Origin of the sequence: Vibrio sp. 10N.261.55.C5 (assembly GCF_041470505.1) — a bacterium.
GTDB lineage: Bacteria > Pseudomonadota > Gammaproteobacteria > Enterobacterales > Vibrionaceae > Vibrio > Vibrio crassostreae_C.
Window position 1 is genome coordinate 21,352 of sequence record NZ_JBFRMS010000018.1, and the last position, 20,811, is coordinate 42,162.

A 20,811-nucleotide genomic window follows, 5' to 3' on the forward strand; every position below is an offset into this window, starting at 1 on the left:
GGAGTCCGAAATGAAGAATTTAAACGACTGGTACATTCAAAATGAGAACCCAAGCCATTGGTCATTTGATAACGGGCTGTTGTCGATGCAAGTGCAAGAGGGCAATATTTTTGGCGCGGGTTCAAGTGACGTGGATAACATTTTCATCTACCCAGTATCTCAACCCAATTATAGCGCAGAAGTAACCATCACCTTAGAGCCAACCTTGCCATTTGAACAAGCTGGCCTAGGCATTTACTGGGACAACGATAACTACATCAAAATTAGTAAAGAAATGTTCATGGGCGAGCCTTCCATTGTGTTTGTTGTAGAGCAAAATGGTCAACCAGAGATCAAACAACTTAGCACATTTGAAGGCACGACAGCCTCAGTTAAGATAGAAAAAAATGATGGTACTATCACTGCGTTCTTGGAATGTAATCAAAAACGCTCTTGGCAAGTCATTGGCTCTGCGAAGACATTAAACGGCCAAGCAAAAGGACTTATGCTTTATACCTTTAGTGGTAGTTCAAACACACCTAATTTTGCTAAGTTTAGTGAATTTCAACTAATGAGTTGAGCCAATCTGGTATATAGCAATTGACTTTTTGTATTAGTTTTATTTTTGAAAAAGTCATGTTAGTCGGTAGCGCTTAGTGGGATCGAAACACACAATGGGGCAGATCCGAGCTAGGAGGTACTTTGATAAAAAAGTGCCACATGTAAAACTTCAGTCTGGACAGATACGTGTCAGCCCCTTTACTAAATTAGTAATTAATGAATTACGACAGGTATGGAAAAGGAGGAAAAGCCACTGTCAGGTTCGATAGCAATAGAGATAACGAAGCCGACCCTACAAGTACCAGCAAGCAACCCCACAACAAATAGCCTGCATACAACGGGCTTTCTGTCTAATCAAATGCTAATCGAACTACTTCTTTGCTTTTTGTTTTACATTCCACAAGAAATGACTTGGATTAGCCGTGAGTTTTGATTTGTAGTCGCTATGTGATTTCATTCCACTAAGCCCTGCTATGCCAGTAGCAATCAAACTTGCCCCGCCAGTCACAACACTAAGACCTAAACCCGCCACGGCAATTGCTGTTTCAGCAAAATGGGTATTTCGGATGTGCTTCATTTGAGGTGCTATCTGACGCATCTGTACTTCGAATAGTTCATGCTGAGTGTCTTCGATTATTGCTTTCACACGACCAAAGTCAGTTTCATGTCTTGCTTCACGTAACCCTTTTTCTAATTCAGCACGGAACAACTGGAATGCTTCACCGTCGTTGCTTCTAATAGACATCAAATCAGCAGAGGACACTTGTTCCAAGAATGGCACGTCCATCTGTAGCGCACAATTTAATGTATTGGCTTGGATATCCGTACTACCGACATCCATGTTAAGCAGATTACTTTCGAATGGATGTTCCGTACCAAACATGCATCCGAGGTATTCTGATAACGTTATGCGCTTACTTAGTTCAATGAAGTGATTTCGTGCGGTTTGATTTACAGATTGATTTACCCAAGCATCAAAATCGGCCTTACAGGGTGGCACAGAAGACTTCTTTTGAATGAAGGTGAATATGCTTTCTTTATCAGTCGGTTTAAATTCTGTTGGGTTTAATACATAACCCATGGCGAAGCCGCTTTCCATACCTTGGAAATGAATGCTGATGTTTCTACATGGATACAAATCACGCATTACGAGCATTCGTCCATTATCGTTTTGAACGCTTCGAACAACAGCACTAGCTTTATACTGTTCTAAGATGTTTGGAGGTAAGCAATCTTCAAATCCCACATCTGAGTAGAGCAGTGGTAATTCAGCACCCTTTTCAAGTTCAAAAGTAATTGGGTACAGCTTAACGTAACCACCGGCTACTAACGGACGTAATTCAACCAGTCGAACCGCTGCTTGGGCTAATTTCTGGCGGTCTACTTTTGGGGTTGACGCCATGCCCATAAATGACGTCAGGGTTTCTGTAGCTTGTGTTCTAAAGTCCGTTAATTCAAAGACTGGATCTGCAACTACAGCTTCTTCTAGATACAGAGCCGCCTGTTTTAGATGAGAAGTATTAGAAAGGGTATCAGTTGCCAAGCAACTAACTACGCCGTTAGCTTTCACTACATCACGTATTTCAGGCAGTACCTTTAAACAGTATTCACGATACTTGATAAGTTCCTGTTCTAGTACAGCGTCTGACACACCGCTATAAAACCTAGTCACGAGTGTACTATCAAGTAACAATGAATCATTTAAGTAGTCGTATACGTAGCTTCCCATAGTTTCCGAATCCGTGCTGATAAGGTATCTGTATTCTATCTAGTTTCGAGTGGTAAGTAATTGACTTTAAGCCCGCTCTAGATATAAGAAAAAGCAGGTCAAATCACCTCACTGTGATTTGTGACGTTGAGTATTACTGGCAAGGAAAGGGGCACAAACGTTTTAGAGTCGTAGCACTAAGGTGTTCTTGTCCCGAAGCGACCTTATCAACATAAAAAACAGGTGAATGATCAGCACACCCGAAAGAATCAAAGCGATACCAATCACCGCGTAAATATCGGTTTTGCCCGTATACCAACCAAGACAACACGGCGACCAACAATATAGGTGCCCCATACTCCACGCACAAAAAAGCGCGAGAGACGGATGTCATTCTCGCGCTTTTTTAGAACCGTATAACTCGAAGTTTACGGTTAGATCTTAGCAGTAAACGTACGGCTAATTACATCTTGTTGCTGCTCACGTGTTAGCGAGTTGAACCTCACAGCGTAACCCGACACTCGGATGGTTAACTGTGGGTATTTTTCTGGATGTTCGACGGCATCCAACAACATGTCACGGTTAAGCACGTTCACGTTAAGGTGCTGTCCACCCTCAACACGAATCGATCCTGCACTTTCCTCGTGGTGGAAGTAACCATCCATTAGTGCTGCTAGGTTCACTTTTTGGCTTAGGTCATCTTTACCTAGTGCATTTGGTACGATTGAGAAGGTGTAAGAAATACCATCTTTTGCGTACTCGAACGGCAGTTTGGAAACTGAAGAAAGTGAAGCCACCGCCCCTTTCTCGTCACGACCGTGCATTGGGTTTGCGCCCGGGCCAAATGGCATACCTGCGCGGCGGCCATCTGGCGTGTTACCGGTTTTTTTACCATATACAACGTTTGAAGTAATCGTAAGGATAGATTGAGTTGGAACCGCTTCACGGTAGGTGTTCATTTTCTGAATTTTCTTCATAAAACGTTCAACCAAATCACAAGCAATATCATCAACACGTGAATCGTTGTTGCCGAATTTTGGATATTCACCTTCAATCTCAAAGTCGACAGCGATGCCATCTTCGTTACGTACTGGTGTTACCTTCGCGTATTTGATAGCCGCTAACGAGTCAGCAACAACCGACAGCCCTGCAATACCACAAGCCATTGTGCGATGAACATCGCGGTCCATTAATGCCATTAACGATGCTTCATAGCTGTAACGGTCATGCGAGTAATGGATCACGTTCAATGCAGTGACGTATTGCGTTGCAAGCCAATCCATCATGTCATCAAAGCGAGGCATTAAGCGGTCAAAATCGAGAACTTCATCTTCGATACGAGCAACTTGAGGACCAACCTGCATGTTAGATTTTTCATCAACACCACCGTTAATGGTGTAAAGCAACGCTTTAGCAAGGTTTGCACGAGCACCAAAGAACTGCATATGTTGGCCAACCACCTGCGGGCTTACACAACACGCAATCGCGTAATCGTCGTTATCAAAATCCGCACGCATTAGATCATCGTTCTCATACTGAAGTGATGAGGTTTCGATAGACACTTTAGCGGCGTATTGTTTAAACGCGATAGGCAGTTGTTCAGACCATAGAACCGTCATGTTCGGCTCTGGTGCTGGGCCCATCGTGTGCAATGTGTGCAAGTAGCGTAAAGTCGTTTTGCTAACGAGAGTACGACCATCAACACCCATACCTGCCATTGCTTCTGTTGCCCAAATTGGGTCGCCAGAGAACAATGAATCGTATTCAGGAGTGCGTAAGAAACGAACCATACGAAGCTTCATGATGAAATGGTCAATCAACTCTTGCGCTTGTTTCTCATCAATCAGACCAAGTTTAAGGTCACGTTCGATGTAAACATCTAAGAAGGTTGATGTACGGCCTAGCGACATCGCAGCACCATTTTGAGACTTAACCGCAGCTAAGTAGCCAAAATAGGTAAATTGGATTGCTTCTTGCGCAGTACGAGCAGGAGAAGACATATCAATGCCGTATTTCAAACCCATTTCTCGCATTTCATCAAGGGCACGAATTTGATCAGTAAGCTCTTCACGTAAACGCAATGTCTTATCTAAATCACCCCCCGTTTCAAGCATCTTCTGGGTCGATTTGAACTGCTCATTTTTGTCTGATTTTAGGAAGTCGATACCGTATAAAGCAAGACGACGGTAGTCGCCAATAATGCGTCCACGACCATAAGCATCTGGCAGACCAGTAATAATACCAGAACGGCGACATGCTTTAATTTCATCGGTATAAAGATCGAACGCTACTTGGTTATGCGTTTTGCGGTACTCAGTGAAGATCTTTTCGATTTGTGGCTCTAGTTCACGACCGTACACTTCGCACGACGTTTTCACCATTCGAATACCGCCATTAGCGATGATGCCGCGTTTCAGTGGTTTATCGGTTTGTAGACCCACGATTTTTTCGAGGTTTTTTGCAATGTAACCTGCATCGTGTGAGGTGATAGTGGAAACGATATCAGTATCAAAATCGACAGGGGCGTGAGTGCGGCTTTCTTCTTTAATACCTTCTAGCACCGATTCCCATAGCTGTGTCGTCGAGTCCGACACGTCCGCAAGAAAAGATTCATCACCTTCATAAGGGGTGTAGTTTCGCTGAATAAAATCACGTGCATTAACGGATGTTTGCCAGTCGCCAGCTTGAAATCCCGCCCAAGCTTCCATCATATCGGTTGTCGGAATAGTCATAATGACCTCCAAAGTTATTGATAAACAGACAATATCGATGATTATTTATAATCATTGGTTTCTGCTGGCTATACTAAACCGACCAATCTATGAGTAAAGTGAGCTGTTTTCATAAAATACATGCACAAAATGCATTTATTAGAATTGCTATATTATATTCAATATCTTAAGTTGAAAGTTAACAACTATAGATTCCAATTAGCTTGTTGATTCGGAAGTAGGGAGTCGACTCTTAGTGACTCACCGACGTCGAAAACAAATTGATGATCACCACGCCAGACAGAATCAAAGCGATGCCAATGATCGCGTAGATGTCTAGCTTTTGCCCGTAGACCAACCAAGACAACGCCGCGACCAATACAATCCCAGCCCCACACCAAATCGCATAGGCGACACCCAACGACATGGTTTGAACCGTGAGAGACAACAGATAAAAAGCAAAGCCATAACCGACGAGTACTGCGGTGGTCGCAGGAAGGGAAGTAAATTGCTGCGTTTTAGGCAATAAAGAAGTCGCGACAACTTCAAGCACGATGGCAAGTGACAGCATCACTGGAGGCGGAAGAGATAAAAGCATGTATGAGTCCACAACATTAAATACGGCGCTCAGAATATTGTAGTTTTATTTCCAATTCATGTGATTTTCAGTAAGCAATTATTATGACGTACCTTAAAAATTCTTAAGTGTGACTTTCGGTTAACACGAGGAACCTAAATGCTCTATTATTACAAATACGTAATAATCATTTTCTATTTAAGGGGATTATCAAAACATGCACTCACACCTATACTAGCTCCAACAAAACGAGAGAGCGGAAACAATTAAGCTCAACTACGCTTAACGGGTTGAAGCTAATTGCACGGTTATCCGCTGTACTGACATATATAGGAAACATCCAATGACAATCGAAATTAAACCTGGTCAAACGCATATCAAATCAAAAGCAATGGTTGCATGGGCAGCTGGCGAGCCACTAAAAATGGAAGAAGTTGATGTACAACTTCCTAAAGCTGGTGAGGTTCTAGTTCGCATCGTTGCTACTGGTGTTTGTCACACTGACGCATTCACATTATCAGGTGACGATCCAGAAGGTATCTTCCCTTCAATTCTTGGTCACGAAGGTGGCGGTATCGTTGAGATGATCGGCGAAGGCGTTACAAGTGTTGAGATTGGCGACCACGTTATCCCACTTTACACAGCTGAATGTGGCGAATGTAAGTTCTGTAAATCTGGTAAAACTAACCTATGCCAAGCCGTTCGTGAAACGCAAGGTAAAGGCCTAATGCCAGACGGTACAAGCCGCTTCTCTATCAATGGCGAAACGATTTTCCATTACATGGGCTGCTCGACTTTCTCTGAGTACACAGTACTTCCAGAAATCTCTCTAGCGAAAGTAAGCAAAGAAGCACCACTTGAAGAAGTTTGTCTTCTAGGTTGTGGTGTAACAACAGGCATGGGCGCGGTACTTAACACAGCTAAAGTTGAAAAAGGCGACAACGTTGCTGTATTCGGCCTAGGCGGTATCGGTCTTTCTGCAATCATTGGTGCTCGCATGGCTGGTGCTAACCGCATCATCGGTGTAGATATCAACGAGAGCAAATTCGAGCTAGCGAAACAACTTGGCGCGACTGACTGCATCAACCCAATGAACTACGACAAGCCAATCCAAGACGTTATCGTTGAGATGACAGACGGTGGTGTTGAGTACTCTTTCGAATGTATTGGTAACGTAAACGTGATGCGTCAAGCGCTTGAATGTTGTCACAAAGGTTGGGGCGAATCTGTAATCATCGGTGTTGCAGGCGCAGGTCAAGAGATCTCAACTCGTCCATTCCAACTAGTAACAGGTCGTGTATGGCGTGGTTCTGCTTTCGGTGGTGTTAAAGGCCGCTCTGAGCTTCCAGAAATCGTTAACCGCTACATGGCAGGTGAGTTTGGTCTTCAAGAGTTCATTACTCACACTATGGGTCTGCAAGACGTTAACGAAGCATTCGACCTAATGCACAAAGGTGAATCTATCCGTACTGTTCTACACATGGATAAGTAACACATCTTGGCCTCGATTCTTTCGAGCATCGAGGCCACAGCTACAAATGAATAGCAACAAACTGTCTTCACCTCCTCCTGCCCGGTGGGTGGTGAAACTTTATGTAATATAGACAAATTTAACCCCAAACCATCAACCTAACGGAGCACAATAGATGACAATCGAAAACATTAGCCAAGCAAAGGTTGCTGGTGGTTGGCACAAACAATACACCCACTTTTCTGCAACGCTTGACTGCAACATGCGTTTTGCGATTTTCTTGCCACCTAACGCAAGCAAAGAAAACCCAGTTCCTGTTTTGTATTGGTTGTCAGGCTTAACCTGTACCGATGAAAACTTCATGCAAAAAGCCGGCGCTTTCAAAGCCGCGGCTGAGCAAGGCATCGCGATTGTTGCACCAGACACTAGCCCACGTGGCGAAGGTGTTGCCGACGATGAAAATTACGATCTCGGCCAAGGTGCAGGCTTCTATGTGAATGCCACTCAAGCGCCATGGGACAGCCATTACCACATGTACGATTACGTGGTAACAGAGCTCCCTGCATTAATTGAGTCGTTCTTCCCTGTTACATCCGTAAAATCGATTTCTGGTCACAGCATGGGCGGACATGGTGCCCTAACGATTGGCATTAAAAACGAAGATAGCTACCGTTCTATCTCTGCATTCAGCCCAATCACCAACCCAATGCAATGCCCTTGGGGACAAAAAGCCTTCAACCAATACCTAGGCTTGGATATTGAAGAGTGGAAACACTACGATGCCTCTGAGCTTCTAAAAACCAAAGGCACTAAACTGCCAATGTTGGTCGACCAAGGTGAAGCCGATAACTTCCTGATTGAACAGCTTAAACCTGAGCAATTAGTCGAAGCCGCTAAGGTAACCAATGCCGATTTAGATCTACGTATGCAGCCTGGTTACGACCACAGCTACTACTTCATCTCTAGCTTTATTGATGAACACATTGAGTTCCACGCTGCTTACTTAAACAAGTAGCCAGATGAATTTAGCCCGCACTTTGTAAACGCAAGGTGCGGGCTTTTTTATGCCTACTGATTTTATAACGGTTGCTTTTATAACTGCTTAATACGCTGCTTTAACGCTTCTAAATCTATATCATTGCCAACAATTCGTAATCGAACATACTCTTCAGTCATCGCGTCGCACGTAATAGCAAAATTGACACCCGAACATGTCTTAATACCGATACTCTCAAATAGCTTTGAAAGGTGAGTTCCTCTCTTTTTCAACAACATAATGGGCGTCGATATTGACGTGCCAACCACCTCAATATTGTTCTCAGACAACAAGCCGATCATTTGCTGCTTAAAGTATTCAGTTTTGCTGCGGTTCATTTCTAAGAAGTGTTTTGCATTGGGTAAGGTCGCCGATGCGATTTTTATTGAGGGGTAAGTCGGCGTAAACACACTCACCGCAGCTTCGATTGCAGAAGTCAGGTTTTCACTGCTGGCTAAGTAACCGAGTCGAATCCCAGCGAGCCCTAAACCTTTAGAAAAGGTTCGTAAAACTATTAAGTTGTCCAAGACTAAGGTCTGATCGAGCATAGACTGCTCAGGGGTCAGGTATTCACCATATGCCTCGTCGACAATCAAAATAGCGCCAGAACGCTCACATACTCTCGCTATCTCGACCAGATAAGCTCTGTCGTAGATTCGACCCGTTGGGTTGTTGGGATTATCGATATACACCAAGGCAGGATTTTGACTGCTTATTTTTGATGCCAACACACCGAACAGATCCGACTCGTTTTGATAATCAAACATGTTGATGGACTGGTACTTCCCGCCCACCAAAGTGAACTCTGATACTGCTTCAACAAACTGAGGGCCAATGCCTATCATGGTGCGATTGTTGTGATCGATAAGTTTATTGAAGATAAGTTCTAGCGCCCCAAGAGAGCCCGTGGTGTACGTAATACGACAATCTTCAATCCCAATAAACTGGCGAGTCAGATAAGTCAGCTCCGAAAGCTCCCTGTGGCAATAGTACTTATCAATACCGTAGATAATATCTTTGATCACATGTTCAGGAATTTCTGGTGCGCCAAATGGATTGGAGCCAAGTGAACAATCGATACGAAATGAGTGATCGACATAAGAATGGTATTCGCCACTTAACCGTGGATTTAAATGCATAAGAAAACGCTCAAAAAATATTCATGCGCTATTCTTATCGTACTGAATTTTATCTATATAGGTCATTTCGCGACAGTTCTTCGCCTTGTTTCGAGAGACTGGTTAAAAACCAAGATTGGTTCAAATAACGAATTCTCTTAAGCCATAATCAAGAGTTAAGCACTCGTGTTTACATTTCGAGTTAACCGAACCGCTTTCTTTGCGCTAGATTAAGCTGAGATAAGATAGGGTAATAACAGAGCTTGCATCTTTACTCTCCCTAGTTACCATAGCCCCATTAACATCCCCCATATTTTGAAGGTTGCTATGAAAGCAATTAAGACTCTTTTCTTCCTGATGGTTTTATTGAGCGGTCTGTTTACCGCTTGGCTGTTTATTCCAATTCCAGCGACCATGGACAAGCAAACGCTCGACGTTCCATTAACGGAACCATTCAAGCTTGTTGCGTATCGCAGCAACCCGAATGATGCGAGCAAGCCGCTGACTTACCACTACTATGTGATTTCAGATGTGGTTGGTGTAGACGACATGGACCCATTCCTGATTACCACGGACCAGTTCGTGAAGCTTGGCGAATTCGACGAGAACACATTCAACCTTACGGTTAACGGCAAGATTGATAGCTACACCAACGATTTGTGGATCAAGAAATCTGATGGCAAGCTTCAACACTGGTACGTGAGTATTAACGCGAACTATATTCGTTAAAATCGAACTGCAATAAACCTCATTTTAAAACTGCGCTTTGGCTTCCAAGCGCAGTTTTTGTTTCTAGCAACACCCTCCACTTATCCCGACCCGTTCGACATAAACTGCATTGCCTACTTTTGATTCACTGCTGCCCTTGCTCTCAAGGTGTTATAAGCTCTTTAGATACGATAAGCTCAGACCATGCTCGACGCCCAATAAATCAAAATAATAAAGGATCACCCGTGGAATTTACGCTCGACAAATTTAACGGCATCATCATTGACCCAGCAACAGCCCCTCACGATGTTGACTCATTCAATGCCGAACTCAGCGAGATCACCGAATTTTCAAAGCAGAATAACAAAGGCATCATTTGGATTAGCTTACCTATTTCACTCTCGCACCTTATTCCGGTGGCGACTGAGCTTGGCTTTGTGTTTCACAACTGCTTAGAAGACGAGATTACGCTGATCCACAAATCCGAGATTGTAGAGTTTGTGCCTTTCATTCCGACCCACACCTTGGGTGCTGGCGCGTTAATCACTAACGAACACAACCAAGTGCTGATGATTAAAGAACACGGCATGACGGGCTACAAATTACCGGGCGGTCATATTGAGTTGGGTGAAGGCATTGAAGAATCCGTGGTTCGAGAAACCTTAGAAGAGACTGGCATCGAAGCCACGTTCGTTTCAGTGGTTGGCATGGCGACGAGACACCCGTATCAATTCGGAAAGTCTAACCTCTACTTTGTTTGTCACCTTATCGCTCAAACTCAAGAGATTGCGATTCAAGACACAGATGAAATTGCAGAAGCTAAATGGATAGATGTTGAAGAATATATTAACAACCCCGACAGCTACCCGTTTAACCGCCAATTGGTCGGCTCTTTGATAGGCAAACAAGGATTAGAACTCACTCAGTTAGAAGGCAACTATGGCCCAGTCCACAAGCCCGAGATCTTCTTTTCGCAAAACTAGAACGATTCAAATATAAAAACGCCAAGCTCATAAGAACTTGGCGTTTTGCTTTTCATTTTACTTGTATTGTTTAAGCCATCTCGTTGCTAGTGACTTCCTAATAGACTGTTCTAGAACCTATCTATTTTAGAAAAATCCTAGTGGGTTAGTATCGTAGCTGATCAACAGGTTCTTAGTATTTTGGTAGTGATCGAGCATCATCTTATGTGTCTCACGGCCGATACCCGACTTCTTGTAACCACCAAACGCACGCGCTCCATTTCAGCATCGTGTGATTTGCACCATGGCGAGCAACAAATCGAACACGCTTGGCAGCAAGCCAACAAGGTAATCGATAAAGGGATCAGTTTGTTGATCTTAGGAGAAACAGGAGTTGGCAAAGGCGAGTTTGTTAAAGCGCTGCACAAGCAAAGCCAGCGTAAGTCTTCGCCCTTGGTAGCGGTAAATTGTGGCGCGCTGCCTAAAGACCTTATCGAATCTGAACTGTTTGGTTACGCGCCGGGCGCCTTTACGGGAGCAAGCCACAAGGGCTTCCAAGGTAAGATCCGTCAAGCAGATAAAGGGATTCTATTTCTAGATGAGATCGCCGACATGCCTTTAGAAGCTCAGTGCCGACTACTGCATGTTCTGCAAGACAAATCCGTGGTGCCAGTTGGTTCTAATCAAAGCTATCAAGTCGATTGTCAGATCATCGCTGCAACTCACAAAAACCTCGAGCAGTTAGTCGCAACAGGTGAGTTTAGGCAAGACCTGTATTACAGACTCAATGGCTTAGCCTTCACCTTGCCAAGCCTACAACACCGACAAGACAAGCACGCTTTAATCGAGCACATTCATCGTAAATACGCCGAAGACGAACAGACAATCTGCCCGCACTTGATGAGCTTACTGTGCGCCTATTCTTGGCCGGGTAATATCCGCGAATTAGACAACTTACTTAAGGTTGCTGCTCTATTAGCAAGTGATGAACCCCAACTCACACTCGAGCATGTGCCCAGCCACCTTGCTCAACATCTCACGTCATTAGCACACGATAATCAGCATCAACTCACGCCTCCTAATACCACCAAAGGTACAGCTAATAACGATTTAAGAAGTACCGTTGAAGAAACCTTGCTGCAAACCTATCAAGCCAACCAAGGCAACATAAGTAAGACTTCGAGAATACTCGGTATCAGCCGCAATACCATTTACCGAAAGCTAAAGAGCTTGGGGATTCTATAGTAGGAAAAGGAATCTAAGCTAATCAGAATCCAACTCCACAAGTTGATTGAGCACTTCTTTATCCAATACCGGGTGATGCTTGGTCGCTAGGATCAGCACAATATCGACCGAAGGCAACGGTGGCATATCATCGAGGATTCTCAAATCTGAAGTCACGCTTAGCTTACCCATCGCACCAATCGCTAATCCTGCTTTCACGATTGCACGCTGCGCTGAAGCGGTATTGCTACACGCCAATAACTGATAAGGCGTGCCCTGCTTGGTTAAGCCATTCACTGCCGCTGCGTGGTACTTACAATCGGTCTGAAACAAGGCTAGTGGGACTGGTTTAGACTCATCGAACACATAATCAGGGCTGCTTATCCATACTCCGATATCATGAGTGAGCCAGTAACCCTCTTCACTATCGGGCGCTCGGGTGACAATCGCCGCATCAAGCCTGCCGTCATCCAACCACTCTCTCAGCGTAATGCTGGGCAGGCTGAATATTTGGATTGAACAGGTGGGTTCTGCTTTCTGCAACAGGCGAATCACTTTTTGCAGAATAGTGTCGTTGTAGTCTTCAGGGCAGCCGAGTCGCAGAGGTTGTTTGTCTTCATAACGCTTTACTTGCTTGAGGGCGGTGTTGTGGAGGGCGACCAACTGTTCGGCATGAGAACGCAGCGCTAAGCCAGCTTCAGTCAGTATTAAATTACGTCCTTCTTTCTGGAAAAGAGTGACGTTGAGTTCTTCTTCCAACTTACGCATCTGAGCACTGAATGCCGATTGGGTGCGATTTATCTGTTTCGCTGCACGAGTGAAACTACTGGTTTCTACAAACGCGAGAAAGCCTCGCAAAGCATCAATATCCATATTGAAATCACCACCCATCGTTTTTGTTAATGTATTGCATCAAAATTATCCGTTAGTGCGCCGCAATACAATCCCCTAATCTCAAATGCATGCCCACCAAACGCAAGGAAGCAACGATGCAGCTTTATATTGGAAACCAGAACTACTCAACTTGGTCACTGCGCGCATGGCTAATATTCGACAACTACAACCTGAATGCAGAAGTCATCAAGCTCAAGCTGTTCACCTCTGATTTTTACGACACTCTGGCGAAAGTGACGCCAACGGCCAAGGTTCCAACCCTAGTTGATGGTAATGTTGCGGTGTGGGATTCATTGGCGATTCTCGAATACGTTAACGATGCCTATTTGGACGGTGCAGCGTGGCCTAGCTCAGTGAAAGAACGCGCCCATGCCCGAGCAATTTCCGCCGAGATGCACTCTGGGTTCTTTGCCGTCAGAAATGAAATGCCAATGAACTGCCGCGCACAACGAAAGCTCACACTGAGTGGAGACGCACTGAAAGACATCGCTCGTATTGATGCAATATGGTCTGCACAAATGGAACAATACCCAGAGGGATGGTTATTTGGTGAATGGTCGATTGCCGATGCGATGTTTGCACCCGTCGCATTGCGCGTAGAAACCTATGGAATACAACTTTCCGAAAAGGCATCGCAGTATCAACAACGTGTGCTTAACAGTCCATCAATACAAAAATGGCTGGCAGAGGCAAGCTTAGAAACCGATGTGGTTGAAGAAGATGAGGCGGGCAAGCCAGTATAAAATACAAGACACCCTTCCAAAGCTCACTAGTCTGTGAGCTTTTATCTAAACCTTATTAATTTGGTCGATTGTGATCGCCTAATCACAATGTGCAGATGTGATTGTTTATATTCAAAGAAATTCAAATAGTTAAGATAAACATCATGTTACGAGCAACGATCGCATTACTCAGTATTACTAGCTTCGCCGTATCTGCCAACGCCCATCTTCCTTCTGGAGAAGAGTGGCTCAACCATGCGACTGAAGGGCTTGCACCTTATTGGTTAATGCCTAGCGCTCAAGGAGAACCGGTAGGAAACTTCCCTACTTTCCGCTGTGATGACGGTACCTTGCTCGATGTTTCTGATGTGTGCCATGAACTAAACAAAGGCTGGATCACGCCACACTTTGGCAAAGAGTTTACGCGGATGAAGTCACGTCAAACTTATGCCTATGGCGTGCTCTACCACCTTAGTGGCGATAAGCAGGCTTTAGCGCTTGCCAAGCAAGGAGCCTACTACATCATTGATCAGCTAGAAGATAAGCAAAACGGCGGCTTTATCGGCTACACAAAAGAGGGAAAAGTAGGCCAGAATTGGCAGCAGCGTACTTCTCAAGATCAAGCGTATGCATTAGTTGGCCTTGCCATGTACTACTACCTGACCCAAGACAAAAAGGTAGAAGAAGCACTCATCGCCCAACAAGCTTTTATCTTTGATAAATATCGACTTAGCGACAACAGCGGTCTTGCTTGGGTACTCGCCGACGGTGAAGATGGCAGTGCAAAACGACGTGAACTGGTTGCGCAACTTGATCAAATAAACGGCTACCTGTTGTTAGTCGCTCCTCTGCTCAAAGAGCCCATCAAATCAAAATGGCTTGATGACTTAAACTGGCTCACGCAAGCCATGATTGACCAATACCATTCTGAAGATGAACAACGATTCTACGGCGCCATTCACAGCAAAGCAGCCATGATGCCGAACGCCAATCACAATGATTTTGGGCACACCATCAAAGCATATTGGATGACTTACCTTACCGGACAAACTCTGGATAACTCAGAATGGAAAGAGTTCGGTATGCAAGGGATAAAGCACACTTTAGCCCAAGCGCAATACCAGAAAGACTTCACCGATGTATCCCAATACTTTGGTGGCAAGCTTCAGAAGGCATGGCAAGGACGAGAGATTACTGGCTGGCAAAGCAGACCAGACACAAATTGGGCTTCATCATGGGAATGGGCGGAGCTTAATCAAGCAGCAATGACGGTTTCACTTGTCGATGGTTCGATGAAAGACGTCCTGCAATACACGTTACCGACCTTTCATGATGTATGGGTCGACCACAAATACGGCGGTGTCGGGCTTGACCCAAAACGCACCAAAGCTTTCCATTGGGGCAACGGTTATCACCAGTTTGAACATGCGCTGATTGGCTATTTGTTCGCTCAGCAAGTTGACGCGAAGCCAGCAATATTGCATTACGCAAGGCCGACCAACAGCGAGATGCCAATGGAACCGTATTACTATCAAGGCGATGTGGTGGAGCTATTGAATAAAGATGACGGAACGCAGAAGGTCAGTTTCAATAACATTCGACCTTAGCGTTGGTTGTTTGTTCTAAATGGACTTGAGATTCAGGGCTACGGGGAATGGACAAGGTCAAAGAGTTAGCACAATAGTGATGTCGCAGACCAAACAAAAGCCGCTGTTGATGATCAGCGGCTTTCTTGATGGAGATAAGCGGAGGTTAGTTGTCCAACCCTTTAATTGGGTTCATCGAGTGATAAACGGTGTTCACGTCACCAGTCATCGACAATGAACTCAAGTCATCAATGAAGAAACGGCTGGTCATTGTGTGCTTACCGCCATTGATAAAGATTTCGATCACTGACTTATCAACATAAACCTCGATGATTTGCTTGGTGCTCAACCTCGGTGCTTTTCTCACTGAGCCAAACTCTTCCGCGTAGAGCTGAGACATCTTACTGCGATCAAGCATGAACTCCTTTTCTGTAGCACTGAACACGATGTTATCACCCGCAACGTTAGCAAGTGTAAACTCAAACTCGTCAGTATCCGTTTCGAGCTCAACCATGAAGCTGGTTGTATCCAATTCAAGAGCATTTTCAACCACCACAGCTTCACCCTGTAGCGCTTTCAATTCAGGTAAAGCAGACTGAACAAGATAGCCATCTTGGATTTGAAGTTCGCGTGGTAACGACAACATGCCCGCCCACTGATACTCATTAGATGGTGTATCAATCTCAGGCAGACCAATCCAAGCAATCAGAATACGGCGGCCTGTATCATCTAAATAAGTCTGTGGTGCATAGAAATCGAAGCCATAATCTGGCTGCGCAATATCTTGGTGGTTTTCCAGTTCTACCGAATCGAGATTTAGGCGGTCACCGACGATATAAGCCACCGAGTAGATATTTTTGAAATCGTATGGATTTTCGCTAGACACACCTTGTGGAGAAAACAGCATCACCGACTGATTCTCTATTTCAAAGAAATCTGGGCATTCCCACATATAGCCAAGGTTGTTGTAACGAGTTTGAATTGGACCTTTGTGCTGCCAATTCATCAGGTCTCGGCTGCAATATAGCGCCATAGAGCCAGTATTTTGAGGCGTTTGAGCACCCACAACCATCAGATAATCGCCGCCCTGTTTCCACACTTTTGGGTCTCGGAAATGTTCGGTGTAGTGATCGTTTTCGATAACCACGCCGTGCTTTTCTATTTTGCCGTCAGCAGTCATCTTGGCAAAACATTGAGTTGGCACTCGCAACCAATTTCCGTCGCGCTTGTTACCTGTAAAAAACAACAATGCATTGTCGTTTTCAACCAATGCACCACCAGAGTAAACACCGTGAGAGTCGTAATCTTGGTCTGGGTGCAAGCCAATGCCGTGGTCTTCGAAATGAACGAAGTCTTTGGTAGAAAGGTGGTACCAGTACTTCATACCATGGACGGGGCCAACTGGCGTCCATTGGTAAAATAGGTGGTGTTCACCATTAAAGAAACACAGACCATTCGGATCATTAAGCAGACCAAACTTAGGCGCAATATGGTAGCTTGGATAGCCAGAGTCTTGTTTGCGAAGCTCTACCATCGCATCAATACTCTCTAGAGAAATATCTTCTATACGGCGATATCTTTGCTCTACTGTCCAGTTCGAGTTCAAACTCATACACTCTCCTCTACGGCATTCGTATTTGAAGAGTCTTTTTGAATAAACTGAGTAAGAGCTTCTTGCGTTGGAAGTGCGGTCATTGCGCCTTTTTGCGTGGTCGCCAGTGCACCACACCCATTCGCCCACTGAATTGCAGAATCGACGACTTGTTGATTGTTCCACTCATCATCTTGAGAAAGCTTTGCAAGCAAACCGCCAACAAAAGCATCGCCTGCACCCGTGGTATCCACTGGCGTCACTGAGCGACCTGAAATCAACACACCTTGGTTTTCAAATACTCGCCAAACGCCTTTCGCGCCCTGCGTAACCAGAACAAGCGTGTTGTTAAGATCTGCAATGTTAGCCAAACCTTGTTCCATCGAAGTTGAATCGGTTAAGAAATCCAGTTCTTCTTCTGAGAATTTAACCACATCAGCCAATTCAACCGCTTTCATGACCACAGACTTAATTTCAGATGGGTTTTGCCACACTTCATCACGAAGGTTTGGATCGAAGCTGATGTAACCGCCCGCGGCTTTCATACGTCGGATCGCTTCGAAGGTACTGCTTCGGCTTGGTTCATTAGCCAAAGAGATCGAGCAGACGTGTAGCCACTCGTTTTTCTTAAATTCGGGAATGTCTTCAACAGACATAAACTGGTCGGCACTTGGCTTAACCATAAACGTAAAGCTACGCTCGCCTTGGTCATCAAGATCGACCACCACGGTTGACGTGCGTTGTTCAGGGTCCTTCACCAAACGCTCGGTATTCACACCTTCCTTTTGCAGAGTCACTTCCATAAAAGTGCCAAACGGATCGTTACCCACTCGGCCAAAAAATGCGCTTTTGCCTAAAAGGCGAGAAATCGCTACCGCGACATTAGCAGGCGCACCGCCCGGACATTTCAATAATGTCGCGTCAGTCTCCGGAATGAGGTCGACGACGGCGTCTCCAGTTACCCAAACTTGATTCATCTTTCTTACCTTAAAACTGAAAATCATGACAACCGAAAGCGATGGCAATCGAAAGCAGTAGCAACCAAAAGCAAGGTGACACTTCACGCTGTCATGTAAAAATATAAAAAGGCTAGCTAAGCCAAATCACCTAGCTAGCACCCCAAAGCTTAGGAAATGAAGTGAAAAGGGGGGCTTCACTTCTAGGGAGAAACGTTAAGCTGTTGCTTTAATGTTTTGCTTGCTGCGCTCGCGCAGACCTAAAACAACGGTCAGAGCAAAGGCAGTCACGAACGCGATAATCATACCTACCACGTAGTAGCCAATCTTTTCTGGTGATATTGAGATGATGCCAGGAATACCCGCCGCACCCAGTGCTTGTGCTTTCACATTGAACATAGTGATAAACGCGCTTGAAATCGCAGCGGCACAAACCGCAGCAATGAATGGATAGCGAAGCTTCAAGTTCACACCGAACATTGCAGGTTCAGTAATACCAAGCAAGCCAGTCACACCAGAAGGAATCGCGATACCTTTCATTTTCTTATCTTTACTCATGAAACCAACCGCCAGTGCCGCTGCACCTTGTGACACGTTAGACATCGCCGCGATAGGGAAGATAAACGTACCACCAGTTGTTGCAATATCCGCAAGCAACTGAGTTTCAATCGCGATAAAGCTATGGTGCATACCAGTAATAACAAACGGCGCATAAATCAAACCAAACACCGCACCGCCAATGAAGCCAGCACTGTTGTATAACCAATTTAGGCCGTCACCAAGCAGGAAGCCGATATCACGAGTAAATGGACCAACAATCGTGAATGTTAACAAACCAGTTATGAAAATCGCCAATAGCGGCGTTAGCAAGTTATCCAGAACCGAAGGAATAACTTTACGCAGCCCAAGCTCAACTTTCGCTAGAATAAACGCAGAAACAAGAACGGGTAGTACTGAACCTTGATAGCCTACTTTCTCGATTTCGAAACCTAAAATGTTCCAAACCGGAATGCTGCCCGACACTGATGCGCCACCGAAGCCCCAGCCGTTAAGCAAGTCTGGGTGAACCATCAACATACCTAAAGCCGCGCCAAGGTATGGGTTACCACCAAACTTCTTACTCGCTGAAAATGCTAATAAAATAGGTAAGTACACAAAAGGAGCATTAGCAAATGTATTGATCATGTTTGCTAAGTCGGTCAAACCCGGATTAGCGTCGATTAAAGATTTGCCATCAATGAATAAGCCTTGAGCCGTCAATAGGTTGTAGATACCCATCAACAAACCACCAGCAACAATCGCCGGAATGATTGGTACAAAAATATCAGACAGGCCTTTCACCGCGCGTTGCAGGATATTTTGGTTGTCAGCACCTGCAGACGCCACATCGTTGGTCGACATTTCCGTCATTTCAGTCAGCTTAGCCAACTCAGCATAAACTTGGTTTACGATGCCTGAGCCAAAGATGATCTGATATTGACCTGCCACTTTAAACTGGCCCTTAACCCCTTCTAGGCTATCAATCGCCTGTTCATCAATTTTATCTTGGTCTGCAACCGCAAGACGCAGACGAGTCGCGCAGTGTGCGAGTGCGGTGATATTACTTTTACCACCTAATAGAGAAAGCAGCTCTTTTGCTATTTTTGGATAATTCATTACATACCCCATTGGATTATCATTTGAGCTTTTGAATTTTCGGGAACGTTTGCAAAACAAATTTTTGCCTAGAAATAACAAATGATCAAAGATAACTGCTCAATAGTGTGAGAATGATCTTCAAATTATCTCCCTAGGATAAGAAGACAGGGTTAAAATCCCCTAATAACAGGTAAATTTGATGCTCTGTTTGCAAACAATCCCAAAACTAAAATTACAATTGGATAATGAATAATGGCTAGTCTTCATGATGTCGCTCGTCTCGCTGGAGTTTCCAAGTCGACGGTTTCAAGAGTAATCAATGATGAGTATGGCGTAAAAGACGCGACCAAGGTGAAGGTGCGTAAAGCGGTTGAAGAGTGTGGCTATCTCCCAAACCAAGTCGCTAAAGACTTAAAGTCCCAAAAAACCAACCTGGTTGGCGTGATTGTTCCTAGGGTTTCTTCCCATGCCACCTCTCAGGGTGTCGATGGTTTAACCGCCGTATTAGAGCAAGCGGGCAAGCATGTATTATTAGCGAGCACACACCAAACACACCATAAAGAACTTGAATATATTCAGATATTTAACCAGAGGCGTGTTGAAGGTATCATCCTGTACGCGACCCACCTCGACAACCAATTAGTCAAAGCGATTCAAAGCTCTGCCGTACCCGTGGTATTGGTTGGTCAAGACGGGTCAATGTTTAACATCCCAAGCATTGTGCACGACGACACTCGCGTAGGGTTTGAAGCGGGTAATCGCCTCATAGCGAAAGCTTGTAAGCATATGGGATTCATCGGTGTGCAAGGTGATGATATTGCGGTTGATAAGATGAGATCGGAAGGCTTCGCTCAATCGCTTCAATTTAACGACCTCACACTGCAATTTCACGCCCGTGGCGACTTCACCATAGAATCAGGTTACCAACTGGCGAAGCAGTATCTCAAGGAGCACACCAAGCTCGACGGCCTATTCTGCGCCACTGACCGTATCGCAATCGGTGCGATCAGAGCCATTCAGGAAGCGGGGCTCGTTCCAGGAAAGGATATATTGGTGCTCGGTGTAGGTGACGATGAGCTCGCTTCAGTATGCACACCAACGCTGTCTACGTTTAACTATGCGTTTGATAAAGCGGGAGAAAATGGAGCCAAGCTGCTACTCGACCGTATTGAGAAAAAAGGCTTTGAAATGAGCAAGATGGTGTTGACCTTCACCACTATTGACCGAGAGTCTTGCTAGCGATTTATTTCAGAGATCAGGTTATCCCAAGATAAAAAATGCCAACCTTCGAGTTGAAACGATAAGGTTGGCATTTGCTGATGCGACTATCACATCATGAGTAACACTCTCTATCTAAACGATATATCAA

16 protein-coding genes and 1 pseudogene are annotated in these 20,811 nt (G+C 44.9%); 9 read left to right on the forward strand and 8 right to left on the reverse strand.

What is annotated here, in order from left to right; all coding sequences use genetic code 11:
- Window positions 1-10 precede the first annotated feature (10 nt).
- A complete protein-coding gene (locus AB4263_RS08890; RefSeq protein ID WP_102281779.1) occupies window positions 11-559 on the forward strand; it encodes a DUF1349 domain-containing protein in 549 nt (182 codons plus the stop codon).
- Window positions 560-910: 351 nt separating this feature from the next.
- Here the strand turns inward: AB4263_RS08890 and AB4263_RS08895 are convergent, their stop codons facing one another.
- The 3 genes from AB4263_RS08895 to AB4263_RS08905 all read right to left on the reverse strand — a co-directional run bounded on the left by AB4263_RS08895 (window position 911) and on the right by AB4263_RS08905 (window position 5,557).
- Window positions 911-2,269: a hypothetical protein gene (locus tag AB4263_RS08895; RefSeq protein WP_102393958.1), complete on the reverse strand. Its 1,359-nt coding sequence runs from the start codon at window positions 2,267-2,269 to the stop codon at window positions 911-913.
- Window positions 2,270-2,682: 413 nt separating this feature from the next.
- Window positions 2,683-4,980, reverse strand: a complete 2,298-nt coding sequence (gene pflB / locus AB4263_RS08900; protein WP_372098086.1) for a formate C-acetyltransferase — start codon at window positions 4,978-4,980, stop codon at window positions 2,683-2,685.
- A gap of 232 nt (window positions 4,981-5,212) precedes the next feature.
- The gene (locus tag AB4263_RS08905) at window positions 5,213-5,557 is read right to left on the reverse strand and encodes a multidrug efflux SMR transporter (protein ID WP_372098087.1); all 345 of its coding nucleotides are present in this window, start codon (window positions 5,555-5,557) and stop codon (window positions 5,213-5,215) included.
- A gap of 322 nt (window positions 5,558-5,879) precedes the next feature.
- Between AB4263_RS08905 and AB4263_RS08910 the strand changes: the two genes are divergently transcribed.
- Window positions 5,880-7,028, forward strand: coding sequence for an S-(hydroxymethyl)glutathione dehydrogenase/class III alcohol dehydrogenase (locus tag AB4263_RS08910; protein WP_017061634.1), 1,149 nt, complete (start codon window positions 5,880-5,882; stop codon window positions 7,026-7,028).
- Window positions 7,029-7,182: 154 nt separating this feature from the next.
- Window positions 7,183-8,022, forward strand: a complete 840-nt coding sequence (fghA, locus tag AB4263_RS08915) for an S-formylglutathione hydrolase (protein WP_017061633.1) — start codon at window positions 7,183-7,185, stop codon at window positions 8,020-8,022.
- Window positions 8,023-8,099: 77 nt separating this feature from the next.
- Here fghA and AB4263_RS08920 read toward each other — a convergent pair whose 3' ends face one another.
- Window positions 8,100-9,182: a pyridoxal phosphate-dependent aminotransferase gene (locus AB4263_RS08920; RefSeq protein WP_017064963.1), complete on the reverse strand. Its 1,083-nt coding sequence runs from the start codon at window positions 9,180-9,182 to the stop codon at window positions 8,100-8,102.
- A gap of 306 nt (window positions 9,183-9,488) precedes the next feature.
- Between AB4263_RS08920 and AB4263_RS08925 the strand changes: the two genes are divergently transcribed.
- The 3 genes and pseudogenes from AB4263_RS08925 to AB4263_RS08935 form a co-directional block, all read left to right on the forward strand.
- On the forward strand, window positions 9,489-9,890 hold the full coding sequence (locus AB4263_RS08925; RefSeq protein ID WP_017061631.1) for a hypothetical protein: 402 nt from the start codon (window positions 9,489-9,491) through the stop codon (window positions 9,888-9,890).
- 224 nt (window positions 9,891-10,114) lie between these two features.
- Entirely contained in the window at window positions 10,115-10,852 is a 738-nt protein-coding gene (locus AB4263_RS08930; protein ID WP_017071682.1) for an NUDIX domain-containing protein, read from the forward strand.
- Between the two features lie 237 nt (window positions 10,853-11,089).
- Window positions 11,090-12,076, forward strand: a pseudogene (locus tag AB4263_RS08935) (sigma-54-dependent Fis family transcriptional regulator); the annotation flags it as partial.
- 18 nt (window positions 12,077-12,094) lie between these two features.
- Here AB4263_RS08935 and AB4263_RS08940 read toward each other — a convergent pair.
- Window positions 12,095-12,946, reverse strand: a complete 852-nt coding sequence (locus tag AB4263_RS08940; protein ID WP_372098088.1) for a LysR family transcriptional regulator — start codon at window positions 12,944-12,946, stop codon at window positions 12,095-12,097.
- 98 nt (window positions 12,947-13,044) lie between these two features.
- On the opposite strand from AB4263_RS08940, the gene AB4263_RS08945 reads away from it, so the two are divergent.
- Window positions 13,045-13,692 carry a glutathione S-transferase family protein gene (locus AB4263_RS08945; protein WP_372098089.1) on the forward strand — a complete coding sequence of 216 codons (648 nt, stop codon included), beginning with the start codon at window positions 13,045-13,047 and terminating at the stop codon, window positions 13,690-13,692.
- Window positions 13,693-13,835: 143 nt separating this feature from the next.
- The gene (locus AB4263_RS08950; protein WP_372098090.1) at window positions 13,836-15,278 is read left to right on the forward strand and encodes an N-acylglucosamine 2-epimerase; all 1,443 of its coding nucleotides are present in this window, start codon (window positions 13,836-13,838) and stop codon (window positions 15,276-15,278) included.
- Window positions 15,279-15,423: 145 nt separating this feature from the next.
- Here the strand turns inward: AB4263_RS08950 and AB4263_RS08955 are convergent, their stop codons facing one another.
- From AB4263_RS08955 to AB4263_RS08965, 3 genes are all read right to left on the reverse strand, one after another.
- Entirely contained in the window at window positions 15,424-16,869 is a 1,446-nt protein-coding gene (locus AB4263_RS08955; protein WP_372098091.1) for a sucrose-6-phosphate hydrolase, read from the reverse strand.
- Window positions 16,866-17,825: an aminoimidazole riboside kinase gene (locus AB4263_RS08960; protein ID WP_017061624.1), complete on the reverse strand. Its 960-nt coding sequence runs from the start codon at window positions 17,823-17,825 to the stop codon at window positions 16,866-16,868. Before AB4263_RS08960 ends, AB4263_RS08955 begins: the two co-directional genes overlap by 4 nt.
- A gap of 195 nt (window positions 17,826-18,020) precedes the next feature.
- Window positions 18,021-19,460, reverse strand: coding sequence for a sucrose-specific PTS transporter subunit IIBC (locus AB4263_RS08965; RefSeq protein ID WP_372073867.1), 1,440 nt, complete (start codon window positions 19,458-19,460; stop codon window positions 18,021-18,023).
- Between the two features lie 234 nt (window positions 19,461-19,694).
- Between AB4263_RS08965 and AB4263_RS08970 the strand changes: the two genes are divergently transcribed.
- A complete protein-coding gene (locus tag AB4263_RS08970) occupies window positions 19,695-20,681 on the forward strand; it encodes a LacI family DNA-binding transcriptional regulator (protein WP_017061622.1) in 987 nt (328 codons plus the stop codon).
- The last annotated feature ends 130 nt before the right edge of the window (window positions 20,682-20,811 follow it).

Excerpts from the sequence above, each read along its gene's own strand:
- AB4263_RS08955 (WP_372098091.1), bottom strand. The coding sequence starts at position 16,869 with ATGAGTTTGAACTCGAACTGGACAGTAGAGCAAAGATATCGCCGTATA.
- AB4263_RS08910 (WP_017061634.1), top strand. The coding sequence starts at position 5,880 with ATGACAATCGAAATTAAACCTGGTCAAACGCATATCAAATCAAAAGCA.
- AB4263_RS08950 (WP_372098090.1), top strand. The coding sequence starts at position 13,836 with ATGTTACGAGCAACGATCGCATTACTCAGTATTACTAGCTTCGCCGTA.
- AB4263_RS08890 (WP_102281779.1), top strand. The coding sequence starts at position 11 with ATGAAGAATTTAAACGACTGGTACATTCAAAATGAGAACCCAAGCCAT.
- AB4263_RS08970 (WP_017061622.1), top strand. The coding sequence starts at position 19,695 with ATGGCTAGTCTTCATGATGTCGCTCGTCTCGCTGGAGTTTCCAAGTCG.
- AB4263_RS08965 (WP_372073867.1), bottom strand. The coding sequence starts at position 19,460 with ATGAATTATCCAAAAATAGCAAAAGAGCTGCTTTCTCTATTAGGTGGT.
- AB4263_RS08940 (WP_372098088.1), bottom strand. The coding sequence starts at position 12,946 with ATGGGTGGTGATTTCAATATGGATATTGATGCTTTGCGAGGCTTTCTC.
- AB4263_RS08920 (WP_017064963.1), bottom strand. The coding sequence starts at position 9,182 with ATGCATTTAAATCCACGGTTAAGTGGCGAATACCATTCTTATGTCGAT.
- fghA (WP_017061633.1), top strand. The coding sequence starts at position 7,183 with ATGACAATCGAAAACATTAGCCAAGCAAAGGTTGCTGGTGGTTGGCAC.
- AB4263_RS08895 (WP_102393958.1), bottom strand. The coding sequence starts at position 2,269 with ATGGGAAGCTACGTATACGACTACTTAAATGATTCATTGTTACTTGAT.
- AB4263_RS08945 (WP_372098089.1), top strand. The coding sequence starts at position 13,045 with ATGCAGCTTTATATTGGAAACCAGAACTACTCAACTTGGTCACTGCGC.
- AB4263_RS08925 (WP_017061631.1), top strand. The coding sequence starts at position 9,489 with ATGAAAGCAATTAAGACTCTTTTCTTCCTGATGGTTTTATTGAGCGGT.
- AB4263_RS08905 (WP_372098087.1), bottom strand. The coding sequence starts at position 5,557 with ATGCTTTTATCTCTTCCGCCTCCAGTGATGCTGTCACTTGCCATCGTG.
- pflB (WP_372098086.1), bottom strand. The coding sequence starts at position 4,980 with ATGACTATTCCGACAACCGATATGATGGAAGCTTGGGCGGGATTTCAA.
- AB4263_RS08960 (WP_017061624.1), bottom strand. The coding sequence starts at position 17,825 with ATGAATCAAGTTTGGGTAACTGGAGACGCCGTCGTCGACCTCATTCCG.